Here is a 12383-nt window from a genome sequence, read left to right as displayed (position 1 = left end):
CCGGAAAAGGGGGCCGCTAGCAGCCGTGTGCGACACGACCCGGAGCCCAGGCGACCTGGTGGGCGAGGCGAAGCAGTGCGGAGACGGTGGACATCCGGTTTCGCCCCCTTCCATCAGCTCACGAGTCGGTGCGCCCGAAGCTACGTCGCCGCAGGTCCCCCGGTCAAGCCGCCGCGCGAAGACCCCGAGCTGGTCCGAGCGCGCCCGCAAGCCGCCGTCGCCGGCAGTGCGGGCGGAGCACGCCGGCTTGCCGGCGCCCCCGGCCGCGGTGTCCTCGGCCGCGGTGTCCTCGTTGTGCGCGGGGACCACGAAGTGGGCGCGAGCGCAACGGCGGGAGGACGCGAAGGTGAAGGCACGAACCAGTGACATCGAGGAGGCGGCCGGTGTGCTGCGCGCCGGCGGTCTGGTGGCCCTCCCGACCGAGACCGTCTACGGTCTGGGCGCCAACGCCGAAGACCCCGCCGCCGTTTCGCGGATCTTCCAGGTGAAGGGGCGTCCGCCCTCCCACCCGCTGATCGTCCACATCGGTGGCGCCGAGCAGCTGGACGACTGGGTCGAGGACGTGCCCCGGGCGGCGAGGCTGCTGGCCGGACACTTCTGGCCGGGGCCGCTGACGCTGGTGCTGCGGCGTGGTCGCCGGGTGCCGCTGGAGGCGACCGGCGGCCTGGAGACGGTGGCGGTGCGCGTGCCCGACCACCCCGTGGCCCTCGCGCTGCTGGCGGCCTTCGGCGGCGGCGTCACGGCTCCGTCCGCCAATCGCTTCGGCCAGGTCAGTCCCACCACCGCGGACGACGTGCGTGCGGAGCTCGGTGACGCTGTCGACCGCGTACTGGACGGCGGTCCCTGCGCGGTCGGTGTCGAGTCCACCATCGTCGACGTCACCGGCGAGCTCCCGACGATCCTGCGGCCCGGCGGGGTGGTGCGCGAGGACCTCGAAGCCGTGCTGGGGCACGCGCTCTCCGTTCCGTCGAGCAGCCACGTCCGGGTGCCGGGTCAGCATCCGTCCCATTACGCGCCGCGTGCGCGCGTGGTCCTCGTGGAGCCCGAGAAGGTGGTCGGCGAAGCGGAGCGCGCGGGGGAGCTGGGGCACCGGGTGGGAGTCTTTCTGCCCGCCTCCTGCGCGGGGGCCCCGGTGAAGGCGCACGCCGTGGTCGCCGTTCCCGGTTCGGTCGCCGCGTACGCGCGCGGCCTGTACGGGTTCCTGCGCGAGCTCGACCAGCGGGGGTGCGACCTCATCGTCGCGTCCCTGCCCGCGGAGGAGGGGCTCGGACTGGCGGTCGCGAACCGGCTCCGCCGCGCCGCAGGACCCCGGCCGTGACGCACGGACGCGGTCACCGGGATCAGGCCCTCGTCGTCCGACGAGGACCGGTCGGCGGTCCATCCTGCTGATGAAGCGGAGGACCACGGCCAGTTCGCCGTCACCGAAACCGGCGCGGGTTCACGGGGTGCGAGAAGACCGCGAAGGACTGCAACCCGATGGGTTCGTGGGCCGGAAGTCCTGGTGTGCAGCCGTAGCCAACCTTTGGGGTCCGCGAAGAAGACGCCGCGCCGGGCCTACTGGGCCGTGCCGCTCCTGCTCGGTCCCTGCTCGTTCCCGCCCTGGTCGTCGACATCGGCCCGCGCGCCCGTTGGCCCGGCGCACTGGCCCGAACCCGGGTCACCTGAGCGGCAGCCGCCCGAGACCGGGCGCCCGGCACACCTCACCCCGCGTCATCACCAGCCGGTGGAGCCCGGACCGCCTTTGAAGGGCCCCAGGATTTCGCCGGTGATCCAGCCACCGTAGAAATCACCGGCCTGCGCCCGTACGCGCTCCCCGTCCACCAGGCAGAGGTCGACCCGGCCCGGGTAGAAGGCGAAGTGGTGGGCGATGCTCCGGTACTCCGGCGCGGGATCCTCGTAGCTCCAGGCCGCGTTGCGCACGGTGTGCCCGTCCACGACCAGCGTCCAGTACGAGGCCGCGCCCTTCCACTCGCACACCGTCGCCCCCGGCGACCGGGACAGCAGGTCGGAGCGCACGTCCTCGCGCGGCACGTAGAAGACGGGAGGATGGCTCGTCTCCAGGACGCGGCGGCACGCCCGGGAGTCGGCGAGCGTCACTCCCCGGTGCCGGACCACGACGCGCCGGGCATCGGGTTCCACGCGCGGCGGTCGCGGATAGTCCCAGACGGATTCCTTCGGCACCGGTCCGTGCGGGTGCGGGGCATCACTCATCGCGGGCACCTCCACCTGTCCTTCCGCGATGGCGGCCGCGGCGGATGCGGCGGACCGCCGTGGGGGCGCCGCAGGCCCGCCCGCGCCCTACGGTACCCGGCGGACGAGGAAGACCTCGTCGACGAAGCACCAGGCCCACGACTCGTCAGGGGCCAGGGACAGGACCACGGGGTGTCCGGTCCGGACGTGGTGGGCGTAGGCGTGCCGGCCCCGGGAGCTGTCGCAGCATCCGACGTGCCCGCACGCGGCGCACCACCGCAGCCGGACCCAGGACCATCCGCGGGCACGGCACGGCCCGCACACCTCGTCCGGCGTCCGCGGCGCGTCGGGCAGCGCCGCCAGGTGGGAACAGGCACGCCCGTCGGGGCGCCCTCCATCAGGCGACACCGTCCACGGGGAGACCTGCCCCGGCAAGCCCTCGGCGTCGCGGCCGGCACGTGGCATCAAGGGGCTCCTCCGGGTCGGGCGACGCTCATGGCAGGACGCTTCCGGCGCTTCCGGCGCTTCCGGCGCTTCCGGCGCGTTCCGCGGACGGGGGCAGAGGCGGCGTGGCCCACCGGATCCCGGCGATCACCGCGCGGCCTCCGGGTACGGCCAGAGGCAGCAGGAACCGCGATGTGAGGGGGAGCGACAGCTGTGCTCTCGCCCATCGGGGCAGCAGGTCCACGGCCGCGGCGGCCAGGAAGGCGTACGGGATCCGTACGGCCCAGGGCAACGGCGGACGCGACAGCAGGTACGCGGTCGTCTCGCGCGACTCCGCGGTGGACCTGAGCTCTCCGCGGTACCGGGCGAGCCGGGCGGACAGCTCCGCGCGGGTCCCGGGCGGTTCCTCGGCGCCCAGCCGACCGGCGACCAGCGCCATGTCACGCACGTAGGCGTCCTGTCCGGCCCGGTCCAGGGGGCGGCGCCCGTAGCGCTGGTAGGCCCGCAGGAAGCACTCCGCCTCGGCGACGTGGACCCAGGCCAGCAGGTGCGGATCGGAAGCGCGGTAGGGCACTCCCTCCGAGGTGACTCCGCTGATCCGGTCGTGGACGCCGCGCACCCGGAGCACCGCCTGACGGGCGTCCTGGTCCGTCCCGAACGTGGTGACGGCCAGGAAGGTGCTGGTGCGCTGGAGCCGGCCCCAGGGATCGCCCCGGAACCCGGAGTGCGCCCACACCGCCGCCATGGCCTCGGGGTGCAGCGATTGCAGCAGCAGCGCGGCGAGCCCGCCGACGTACATCGACGCGTCCGCGTGCACGAGCCGGATCGCACTGCCCGGACCGAACCAGCGCGGTCCCGGAGCGCCGTGGATGCGAGCGCGCTTGTGCTGCGCCGAAGGGCCTGCGACGCGGCGCAAGAGCTCCTCCCCTGCCCGGGCTCGGAGCTCGGTGAGCGGAGGGGGCAACCAGAACATGGACCCATCATCCCGCTCGCGGCGCATTTCGGCGGGACGGCGAAGGGCAGGCGTACGCCCGCCCGGATTTCCGTCGCTCCGCGACGCATCCGATCGCCGTTCCGCTCCGAAGTACAGGTGGACCGAAGCACAGGTGGACCGCGCCGCGCCCGCGGCGCGCCGGACGGCGGGAGGGTCGTGGTGGAACACCGCAGAGCGGCCGTCGTCGGCGCCGGGGTGGCGGGTCTGACCGCCGCCCACATCCTCGCGACCTCGTACGAGGTCACCCTGTGCGAGGCGGACAGCCGGCTCGGCGGCCACGCCCACACCCACGAGCTGGCCGGACCCGGCGGGCGCCCGGTGGCCGTGGACCCGGGTTTCATCGTGCACAACGAGCGCACCTACCCCACCCTGCTGTGCCTCTTCCGGGAGCTGGGCATCGGCACGCAGGACGCCGAGATGAGCGTGTCGGTGCGGTGCGACGGCTGCGGTCCGCAGTACGCCGGCGCCCGCGGGCAGGCCGGGCTGTTCGCCTCGCGGGCAGCGCACACGCTGCGCGGCCGCCACCCGCGACTGCTGGCCGAGGTCCCGCTCTTCCACCGCCGCGCCCGGCGCCTCCTCGCCGGCGGACCGGTCTACGCGTACCCCGTGTACACCCCCGCCTCGGTCGAGGACGGCTGCCGCTCCGGCGCCGAGGCCGCCCGGTCGCTGGGGGTGCGCTGGTGAGACGCACCGAAGCAACCCCGGCCCTGTACGAGTGCGTGATCGGGCACGCCCGCGTCGCACCGCTGCGCCACTCCTTCCGGCACCGCACCTACCTGTGGTGCGTGGACCTCGACCGGATACCGGTGCTGCCCCGGCCGGTGCGTCCGCTCGCCCGGTTCGACGCCCGCGACCACTTCACCGGCGGCGCCGGGTCCCTCCGCGCCGGACTCGACGCCTTCCTCGCTGCCCACGGAGTCGACCTGGGCGGCGGGCGCGTGGTGATGCTGGCGCACGCCCGGGTGTTCGGGTTCGTCTTCAACCCGCTCAGCGTGTACTGGTGCCACGACCCCTCCGGTGCCCTGGTGTGCGTCGTCGCGGAGGTCCACAACACCTACGGGCAGCGCCACTGCTACCTCTTGCGGACGGACGACGCGGGCGAGGCGGAGGTGGACAAGGAGTTCTACGTCTCGCCCTTCTTCGCGGTCGAAGGCCGCTACCGGATGCGGCTCCCGCTGCCCGGCGAACGCCTGGCGCTGTCGATTCACCTGGAGAACGAGGACGGCAGGGTGTTCACCGCGGTCGTCTCGGGCCGTCGGCGGCCCGCCACCGTGCCCGCCCTGCTGTCCGCGGCCGCCCGCAGGCCGTGGTCGACCGTCGCCGTCTGGGCCGGCATCCGCCGCCACGGCGTCCACCTGCTCCTGCGCGGCCTGCCCGTACACCCCCGTCCCCGGTCCACCCCGCAGGAAGGCATGCCCTCGTGACCCAGCCCGCCACCACGTCCCACGCCCCCGCCCGGCAGTCCGGCCGCCGCGGCGCGGTCCCCCCGCAGACACAGACGTCGAGGCAGCCGCCGCCGGCCGACGGCGCCGGTCCCGCCGCGCCGGCCGTCCACCGTACCGGCGCCGACGCGGCCCGCTGGCCGGACGTGGCCCGACCGCCGTCCACCGGACGCGCCCGGACCGCCGTGGCGAGGCACCTGGTGGGCCGCGCCCTGGACCGGCTCTCCCTGACCGCGCCCACCGCGGGATCCTCCCCGGCTGCCGCCGCCGGCCCGATGCTGACCCTCCACGACCCGGACGCCTTCCACCGGCGCATCGGCCGCGACGGCCTGATCGGCTTCGGCGAGTCGTACATGGCCGGTGAATGGGACAGTGAGGACCTGGCCGGCGTACTGACCGTTCTCGCCGGGCACGTGGACGAGCTGGTGCCCGCCCCGCTGCGCCGGCTCCGCGGCCTGTGGGTGTCCGCCCGCCCCGTCGCCGACCGCAACACCCGTGCCGGAGCCCGCGTCAACATCCAGCGCCACTACGACCTGTCCAACGAGCTGTTCTCCGCCTTCCTCGACCCCACCCTCACCTACTCCTCCGCGGTCTTCGCCGGCCTCCCCGCCCGGTCCGAGTCCCTGGCGCCGGCCCAGCACCGCAAGATCGACCGGCTCCTGGACCTCGCCGGAGTCGGCGACGGCACACGGCTGCTGGAGATCGGTACCGGCTGGGGCGAGCTCGCCCTGCGGGCCGCCGCCCGCGGTGCCCGGGTCACGACCCTGACCCTCTCCGCCGAACAGGCCGCCCTCGCCCGCGAACGCATCGCCGCGGCCGGTCTCGCCGACCGGGTGGAGGTCCAGCTGCGCGACTACCGCGACGCCGAAGGCCGCCACGACGCCGTGATCAGCGTCGAGATGATCGAGGCGGTCGGCGCCGAGTTCTGGAACCCCTACTTCGCGGCGCTGCGGCGCTCGCTCGCCCCCGGCGGCAGGATCGCCCTCCAGACGATCACCATGGGCCACCGCCGGATGCTCCACACGGCCGCCACCCACACCTGGATCAGCAAGTACGTCTTCCCCGGCGGCCTGATCCCCTCCCGCCGCGCCATCGCCGAACACTCCGCCGCCGCCGGTCTGCTCACCGTCGCCGATGACGGGTACGGCGAGCACTACGCGGAGACCCTGCGCCTGTGGCGCGAGCGGTTCACCGCCAACCGCCACCTCGTCACCGCCCTCGGCTTCGACACCGTCTTCCAGCGCATGTGGGAGTTCTACCTCGCCTACTCGGAAGCCGGATTCCGCTCCCGCTACCTCGACGTACGCCAGCTCCTCCTCACCGACCGCGGCGCCCCGGTGAGCGCGTCGTGAACGGCACCGACTGGGGTGCCCTCGCCGTGAACCTCGCGGTCACCGCGGCCGCCGCGGCGGCGGTGCTGCTCGCCACGTTCGCCGTCGCGGTACGCCGTGACCTGCACCGCATCGTCGACATCGCCTGGGGAATCGCCTTCAGCGCCGTCGCCGTCGTCACCTGGCTGCTCTCCGCCGGACACGGAGACGACGGCCGGCGCCTGCTCGTCACCGCGGCGACCGTCGTGTGGGGGCTGCGGCTGTCGGCACACATCGCTCGACGCTCCCGCGGCCACGGCGAGGACCCGCGCTACACCGCCCTCCTCGACAAAGCACCCGGCAGCCGGACCCGGTACGCGCTGCGCACCGTCTACCTCGGCCAGGCCGGCCTCGTCTGGCTGATCTCCCTGCCGGTCCAGGCCGCCTCCTACAGTCACGAACCCCTCGATCTCCTCGCCTTCTGCGGGATCGCCGTGTGGGCGCTCGGGCTCGGGTTCGAGGCCGTGGGCGACCACCAGCTGGCACGCTTCAAGGCGGACCCGGCCAACCGGGGCCGGATCATGGACCGGGGCCTGTGGGCCTGGACCCGCCACCCCAACTACTTCGGCGACAGCCTCGTCTGGTGGGGCCTGTACCTGCTCGCCTGCACCGCCTGGCAACCGGCCCTCGCCGTCCTCGTCTCCCCGGTCCTCATGACCCTGCTGCTCACCGTCGGCAGCGGCAAGCGCCTCCTGGAGAAGCACATGGCGGACCGCCCCGGATACGCCGCGTACACCGCACGCACCAGTGGCTTCTTCCCCCTCCCGCCCCGCCGCGCCGTCCTGCGGCACGGGAGGTAGGCGGTGCACACGCCAGGGTCAGGCTCCGGACCGGACGGGGCCGATGACGGTGCCGGCAGCGATCCGGAAGGCGCCCTGGGCCACGGAAGTGCCCGGGATCTCGCCGCCCGGGGCCCTGAGCGTGAACGACGCCTCGTCGGCCGGGATGAGGTGGCCCTGGTTGGGGACTTGGATGTCGAAGTGGACGGGGCGTCCCGGTCCGAACGTCACCGAGGTGGTCTGGTCACCGTACCGACCGGCCTTGACGCCGAGCGGCGCGCCGAGGTGCGTGAAACCCACGTCGATCGGGGAACCCGCGAGACGACACGACGCGTACCCCTTCGGCGCGGTCAGCGTGACACGGAAGTGGAGGTGCCCCGAACTGGCCTGGTCCGGGCGGATCTTCGCGAGGTGGTTGGCCGGGCGGCAGGCCGACGGGGCGCTGCCGCCCGCCGCTGCGGCCTGTGCGGTGCCGGCGCAGGCGATGGCCGCCGAGGTGGCGGCGGCGATGAGTGCGGCGTACGTGCGGCTGGTGAGCATGGTGGGTGGGTTCCGCCCTTCCGGTTGGTCGCCCGTCCCTTCCGAGCGGGACCGGGTCGGGGAATCCTTCCCCGCCACCGCTCCGCCCCAATGCACCTGAACGGCAACAAACCCGCCTGAGTGGCCGGACCGGCCCGGCGCCGCCGCCGGCCCGCCCACCCGGACGCCGCCGCAGCTCAACGCAGTGATTCGTAGGCGAGTACGCCGGCCGTCTCCGCCGAGGGCCGGCCGGGTACGGAGGCGGGGACGGCGTCCGCCTCAGCGCTCCGGCGCGGTACGAAGAGGTTCACCAGCGCCCCGAAGACGGCGACGCCGGCGAAGGCGTAGAACGCGGTGTGCGGCGAGATCCCGGCGCTCACGAGGGCTCCGCCGACGAGCGGCCCGCCGATGCCGCCGAGCCGGCCGAACCCGGCACACCAGGCCACTCCGGCAGCCCGGGCCCGTGTGTCGTAGTAGTTCGCGACGAAGCCGTACACCAGGACCTGGGTGCCGATCGTGCCGATTCCGGCCACCGCGACGAGGGCCAGCAGCACACCGAGGGGCAGCCCCAGCGTGAGGAGCGTCAGGGAGACGGCGGCCAGCACGAACGTCGACGTGATCACGCGCTGCGGACCCGTCCGGTCGGCGACCCGGGAGGCGAGTACCCCACCGATGATCGCCCCGCCGTTGAGAGCGAGCAGGAAGACCAGTGCGTAGGACTTGCCGAATCCGCTCTGCCCCATGATTTCGGGCAGCCAAGTGTTCAGGGCGTAGGTGAGCAGAAGACCGGAGCAGCTCATCAGGCCGAGCAGCACCGTGGGCAGGGCGTATCGGCGGCTCGCCAAAGCCGCGAAGCCGACCTTCTCGTCTTCGACTGCCCGGGGCGCCTCGCCCAGGGTGACTCCGGTGCGCTCGGAGAGCAGCCGGGCCCGCTCGGTGTGCCCGCGCGCCAGCAGCCACTTGGGAGATTCGGGCAGGCGCAGCAGCGTGACCGGCAGGAGGACCACGAGGGGCGCCGCACCGAAGAGGAACAGGGTGCGCCAGCTGTCCCCACCGGAGGTGAGGAGCGCCATGACCGCGGCGAGGACACCGCCGGCGGGGACGCCGCTGTAGACGATCGCGTTGTAGACGTTGCGGCGGTGGGGCGGCGCGAACTCCGCGATGATCGCGGCGGCGGTGGCCACCAGGGCGCCCACCCCGACGCCGGTGAGGAAGCGCAGGACGCCGAACACGGTGATGCTCGTGGCGAATGCGCTCAGCCCCATGGCGACGGAGAACCAGACGATCCCCGCGATCATGATGCGGCGCCGTCCTGTGTGGTCGCCGACCGCTCCGGCGGTCAGCGCACCGACCATGACGCCCATGAGCGCATAGGAGCCGAGCGCGCCGGCCTGGGCGACGGAGAGGTGGCCGATCTGACTCGGGTCGCGCAGGAAGCTGGGCACCACGGTTCCGTAGACGACCAGGTCATAGCCGTCGAAGACCAGCGCGATGGTGGTGATGGCGAGGATCCAGCGCAGCGTCGAGCGGTGCTGCCGGCTGATCCGTCTTTGCTGTGAGGTGTTCATTCGTGAGCCCCGGTTGTGTGAGCGGACGGGTTTGGTTCCGCCGGCCCGGTGGACAGGGGGAGCTGGGCCGGAGGCATGCGGTAGCGGCGACCCGGCACCGGTGGTGAGCGTGAACCAGTTGAACGTACGTCCGACGCATCGCCGTCGAGGTGGATGATCTTGACATCGGTCAGGTCGTTCCCGGTCCGGGGCCGGGTTCCACCGCCATGAGGTGTGCACCGCGGGCGCGGGTGCGGACCGCGAGCGCCGCACGGTCACCGTCCGCTCGCGCGCTCGCCACCGGTCCTCCGCGGCTTTGCGCCGGGGGAGCGCCGGAACCTCTCCGTCTGCCCAGAGGGGCGTCGTGTCCGGCCGGTCGATACCGAGACGGCCCCGGTACGAAGCCGGAGCGCTCATCGACGCCCCTGATCGCGCTCAGTACAGCTTGTTCACCGCGGTCCGCAGGGTGTTCTTCCATTGGGTCACGGGCGGATCCCCCCAGTAGCTCTGCCACAGGACCAGCGTGACGGTGTCGCCGTCGCGGCCCACGCCCCACAGGTAGGTGAAGCCGGGACGCTCGGATGCTTCGGAGTCGAAGGTGTACATCCCCTGGAGGGTGGCACCTTCCTCGACGTTCACCGTGCCGTGGTCGTAGTAGGTCGCAGTCACGCCCGGCGGCTGCGGGGCGTTCGCGCAGTCGACGTAGTCCTGGCGGGCCTTGGCCGCGAACGCGATGGCCTCGGCCTCCGTGGCGAACACCGCCACCTTCTGCTGGGCGAACGCGGTCTCCGCGGTGGTGAAGTCCCGGTTCCAGACGTTCACCGTGGCCGGCTCCGCCGACCAGCCCGCCGGGCAGACGTACGCGTCGCCCCAACCCCGTGCCACCGGGTTGGCGCGCCACGACTCGGTTTTCGGCAGATCGGAGATGTACAGGGTGCCCGGCCTCGGCCGCCACTGGTCGGCAGCCGACGCCGGACCCGATGCCACTCCGACCGCCAGCACCGCGGCTCCCACCACGACGCGGCCCGCGCGCAGCCGTGTACGTACCCCCATGGTTTCCCCTTCCCCCTGTTTGTCTCGATCGAGACGTCCCGCCCTGGTCGGGACGGGACTCCGTTCCAGGGTGGGGTGCCCGTACCCCGTGCGGCCGGATCTTCGATCTCAACGACCGAAATCCGCTGCCAATGACCGAAAAATGGCAAACACCACCAAAGGGGACGCGCTCCCTCCGGGCGGCGAACCGGCCCGCCGTCCCTCGGCGCCGCTTCGATCCTGCGGGTCAGCGCACCGGGACCACGCCCGTGCGCGGAGCCGGGTCCGCCGGGATAACGAGGGCTCGTGGCGCTCATGTTCTTCGATGCGGGGCGGCTGACGCGTGATCTGTACGCCGCCGCCGGCCAGGACGCGGGCCGGGGCGGGCGGGGGGCCGGGATCTCGCGGGTGCTCGCCCCGCTGCTGCCCCACGACGGGCTCAGCCTGGTGGCCACCGATCCGGCGACGGGGCTCGGCCTCGGGAGCCGGCCACCGTCGTGGGGCCGGCGGGCGACGGTCCCTCGGACGCGCGGGTGCGTGAGATCCTCACGGCGAACGGGGCGGGCTCCGAGCTGCGGCTCCTCCTCCAGGACCGGCACGGGGTGTGGGGTGCGCTCGGGCTGCTGCGCTGTGCCGGGGCCTGCCCCTTCGGCCCGGACGACCTCCAGCGGCGGCCCGGCTCGGACCGGCGCTCGTCGCCGCCCTGCGCCGCTACGTGACCGGTCGGCAGCCTGTCCATCGCCCACTTCAGGGGGTCGCGGCGGCGCCGGGCGGGCCCACCATGGGAGGGGAAACCGGAACGTGCGGGGCGGCCGCCCGGCAGAGCCGGAGAGCGGGGATTGCCACTTCCCGCACCGCCGACACGCACGGACCGGCCCACCCCGGAGAACCCCCAGACGCCGGGCGCGGAGGCGCAGACGCCGCCACGGGCCCGTCGCCGTGCCGGGATCCCCACTTCACCGAAGGGAGACGGACATGACGAACACCGATCTCCGTGAGCCCGCGACCGGGAACACGGCCGGCGCCGGCAACGGGAACACCGCGCCCGACAAGGCGATCCCGCCCAGCGGGGGCGGCAGCCGGGGCGAGGCGCGGGCGGATTTCCAACAGATCGGCTACTACTACACCCTTCGCAGCCACGGTGTCTTCGAACGGTTGCTGGAGGCGCCCGGCGTAGCGGCTTACACCAACGTGTGCGCCAGCGTCGCAGAGGTGTACCCGCCCACCGGCAAGCCGTTCATGGGAGGCGCGGTCATGACGGTGCACAACGTGGTGCCGCTCGACGGGGAGCAGGTCCGGATCCGCGTGGACTCGGGCTGGCCGCAGGACATTGCGGTCAGGGTCAGCCTCCAGTACTTCGCCTGACCCCAACCGCCCCCGAACCGGAGGAGCCGCGCCGCGCGGGCGAGTACGACCTGCTCGCCCGCGCGGTGACGACGGCCACCCGCCACCCACCTCCCCTCGCGGCCGGGAGGGTGTCGGGCCGCGCGAGCCCGGTGTACTTCAGGCGCGGTTCCGGTAGCCGGGGTGGACTCCGGGTGTCAGTTCCTGTTCGGCGGCCACGCGCTCGAGGAGGCCGCGCAGGTGCGTGCGCTGCTCCGGGTCGAGGGCGGCGAGCAGGGCGTCCTCGTGGGCCGCGGCCGCGCGGGAGACCGCGCCGAGGGCGCGTTTGCCCTGCGCCGTGAGGTGGAGTTCGTAGTTGCGGCGGTCCTCGGCGCTGCGCCGCCGTTCGACGAGGTCCTTGCCCTCCAGGGCGTCGATGAGCGCGACGACACGGCTGGGTACGACGCCCAGGTCCTCGGCGAGGGCCCGCTGGCTGCGTCCCGGCTGCCCGGCGACCATGCGCAGCAGTCCGACGTCCGCCGGGGTGAGTCCGAGGTGGCCGATGCGTTCGGCGAAGAGTCCGGCCGCGTGCGCGCCGATCTGGGCGAGGAGGAACGCGGCCCCGCGCGGCCCGGCGGCCGGGGCGGGGTCGGTCGTATGCGGTTGCCGGGAGCTGTTCACCGGCCTATCGTAGCCAAGCGAAATGATTCTGCTCGGTGAACGATTAACTTGAGAGAACGGAT

13 protein-coding genes and 1 pseudogene are annotated in these 12383 nt (G+C 73.5%); 7 read left to right on the top strand and 7 right to left on the bottom strand.

Annotation, left to right across the window (positions count from 1 at the left end; genetic code table 11):
* The first annotated feature begins 346 nt into the window (after window positions 1-346).
* Window positions 347-1318 (top strand): L-threonylcarbamoyladenylate synthase, encoded by a 972-nt coding sequence (locus tag K7B10_RS02040; RefSeq protein ID WP_229334228.1) that lies wholly within the window; start codon window positions 347-349, stop codon window positions 1316-1318.
* 395 nt (window positions 1319-1713) lie between these two features.
* Here K7B10_RS02040 and K7B10_RS02035 read toward each other — a convergent pair whose 3' ends face one another.
* The 3 genes from K7B10_RS02035 to K7B10_RS02025 form a co-directional block, all read right to left on the bottom strand.
* Window positions 1714-2211: a DUF427 domain-containing protein gene (locus K7B10_RS02035; protein WP_229334227.1), complete on the bottom strand. Its 498-nt coding sequence runs from the start codon at window positions 2209-2211 to the stop codon at window positions 1714-1716.
* A gap of 87 nt (window positions 2212-2298) precedes the next feature.
* Complete coding sequence (locus K7B10_RS02030) at window positions 2299-2655, bottom strand: UBP-type zinc finger domain-containing protein (protein ID WP_229334226.1); 357 nt, start codon at window positions 2653-2655, stop codon at window positions 2299-2301.
* A gap of 28 nt (window positions 2656-2683) precedes the next feature.
* Complete coding sequence (locus K7B10_RS02025; RefSeq protein ID WP_229334225.1) at window positions 2684-3607, bottom strand: oxygenase MpaB family protein; 924 nt, start codon at window positions 3605-3607, stop codon at window positions 2684-2686.
* A 177-nt stretch (window positions 3608-3784) separates the two neighbouring features.
* Between K7B10_RS02025 and K7B10_RS02020 the strand changes: the two are divergent.
* The 4 genes and pseudogenes from K7B10_RS02020 to K7B10_RS02005 form a co-directional block, all read left to right on the top strand.
* Window positions 3785-4210 (top strand): annotated as a pseudogene (locus K7B10_RS02020) (FAD-dependent oxidoreductase); the annotation flags it as partial.
* 98 nt (window positions 4211-4308) lie between these two features.
* A complete protein-coding gene (locus K7B10_RS02015) occupies window positions 4309-5052 on the top strand; it encodes a DUF1365 domain-containing protein (protein WP_229334224.1) in 744 nt (247 codons plus the stop codon).
* A complete protein-coding gene (locus K7B10_RS02010; protein ID WP_372481351.1) occupies window positions 5049-6422 on the top strand; it encodes a class I SAM-dependent methyltransferase in 1374 nt (457 codons plus the stop codon). The genes K7B10_RS02015 and K7B10_RS02010 overlap by 4 nt, the downstream gene beginning before the upstream one ends.
* Window positions 6419-7240, top strand: a complete 822-nt coding sequence (locus K7B10_RS02005) for a DUF1295 domain-containing protein (protein ID WP_229334223.1) — start codon at window positions 6419-6421, stop codon at window positions 7238-7240. Before K7B10_RS02010 ends, K7B10_RS02005 begins: the two co-directional genes overlap by 4 nt.
* A gap of 18 nt (window positions 7241-7258) precedes the next feature.
* On the opposite strand, the gene K7B10_RS02000 is transcribed toward K7B10_RS02005, so the two are convergent.
* The 3 genes from K7B10_RS02000 to K7B10_RS01990 all read right to left on the bottom strand — a co-directional run bounded on the left by K7B10_RS02000 (window position 7259) and on the right by K7B10_RS01990 (window position 10338).
* A complete protein-coding gene (locus tag K7B10_RS02000; protein WP_229334222.1) occupies window positions 7259-7759 on the bottom strand; it encodes a hypothetical protein in 501 nt (166 codons plus the stop codon).
* Between the two features lie 176 nt (window positions 7760-7935).
* Window positions 7936-9306 carry an MFS transporter gene (locus K7B10_RS01995; RefSeq protein ID WP_229334221.1) on the bottom strand — a complete coding sequence of 457 codons (1371 nt, stop codon included), beginning with the start codon at window positions 9304-9306 and terminating at the stop codon, window positions 7936-7938.
* A 414-nt stretch (window positions 9307-9720) separates the two neighbouring features.
* Window positions 9721-10338 carry a hypothetical protein gene (locus K7B10_RS01990; RefSeq protein WP_229334220.1) on the bottom strand — a complete coding sequence of 206 codons (618 nt, stop codon included), beginning with the start codon at window positions 10336-10338 and terminating at the stop codon, window positions 9721-9723.
* 512 nt (window positions 10339-10850) lie between these two features.
* Here K7B10_RS01990 and K7B10_RS01985 point away from each other — a divergent pair.
* Together K7B10_RS01985 and K7B10_RS01980 are read left to right on the top strand one after the other, a co-directional pair.
* The gene (locus tag K7B10_RS01985; RefSeq protein ID WP_229334219.1) at window positions 10851-11036 is read left to right on the top strand and encodes a hypothetical protein; all 186 of its coding nucleotides are present in this window, start codon (window positions 10851-10853) and stop codon (window positions 11034-11036) included.
* A 256-nt stretch (window positions 11037-11292) separates the two neighbouring features.
* Window positions 11293-11682: a hypothetical protein gene (locus K7B10_RS01980; protein WP_229334218.1), complete on the top strand. Its 390-nt coding sequence runs from the start codon at window positions 11293-11295 to the stop codon at window positions 11680-11682.
* A gap of 138 nt (window positions 11683-11820) precedes the next feature.
* Here K7B10_RS01980 and K7B10_RS01975 read toward each other — a convergent pair whose 3' ends face one another.
* Window positions 11821-12321, bottom strand: a complete 501-nt coding sequence (locus K7B10_RS01975; RefSeq protein ID WP_229334217.1) for a MarR family winged helix-turn-helix transcriptional regulator — start codon at window positions 12319-12321, stop codon at window positions 11821-11823.
* Window positions 12322-12383: the final 62 nt, after the last annotated feature.

Source organism: Streptomyces flavotricini (assembly GCF_020639365.1).
Taxonomy (GTDB): domain Bacteria; phylum Actinomycetota; class Actinomycetes; order Streptomycetales; family Streptomycetaceae; genus Streptomyces; species Streptomyces flavotricini.
The sequence above is the reverse complement of the archived record's forward strand: the minus strand, read 5'-3'. Positions and strand labels throughout refer to the sequence as shown.

What these genes read in the sequence shown, in the direction of transcription:
- K7B10_RS02035 (WP_229334227.1), bottom strand. Translation starts at nt 2,211, where the DNA reads ATGAGTGATGCCCCGCACCCGCACGGACCGGTGCCGAAGGAATCCGTC.
- K7B10_RS02030 (WP_229334226.1), bottom strand. Translation starts at nt 2,655, where the DNA reads ATGCCACGTGCCGGCCGCGACGCCGAGGGCTTGCCGGGGCAGGTCTCC.
- K7B10_RS02025 (WP_229334225.1), bottom strand. Translation starts at nt 3,607, where the DNA reads ATGTTCTGGTTGCCCCCTCCGCTCACCGAGCTCCGAGCCCGGGCAGGG.
- K7B10_RS02000 (WP_229334222.1), bottom strand. Translation starts at nt 7,759, where the DNA reads ATGCTCACCAGCCGCACGTACGCCGCACTCATCGCCGCCGCCACCTCG.
- K7B10_RS01995 (WP_229334221.1), bottom strand. Translation starts at nt 9,306, where the DNA reads ATGAACACCTCACAGCAAAGACGGATCAGCCGGCAGCACCGCTCGACG.
- K7B10_RS01990 (WP_229334220.1), bottom strand. Translation starts at nt 10,338, where the DNA reads ATGGGGGTACGTACACGGCTGCGCGCGGGCCGCGTCGTGGTGGGAGCC.
- K7B10_RS01980 (WP_229334218.1), top strand. Translation starts at nt 11,293, where the DNA reads ATGACGAACACCGATCTCCGTGAGCCCGCGACCGGGAACACGGCCGGC.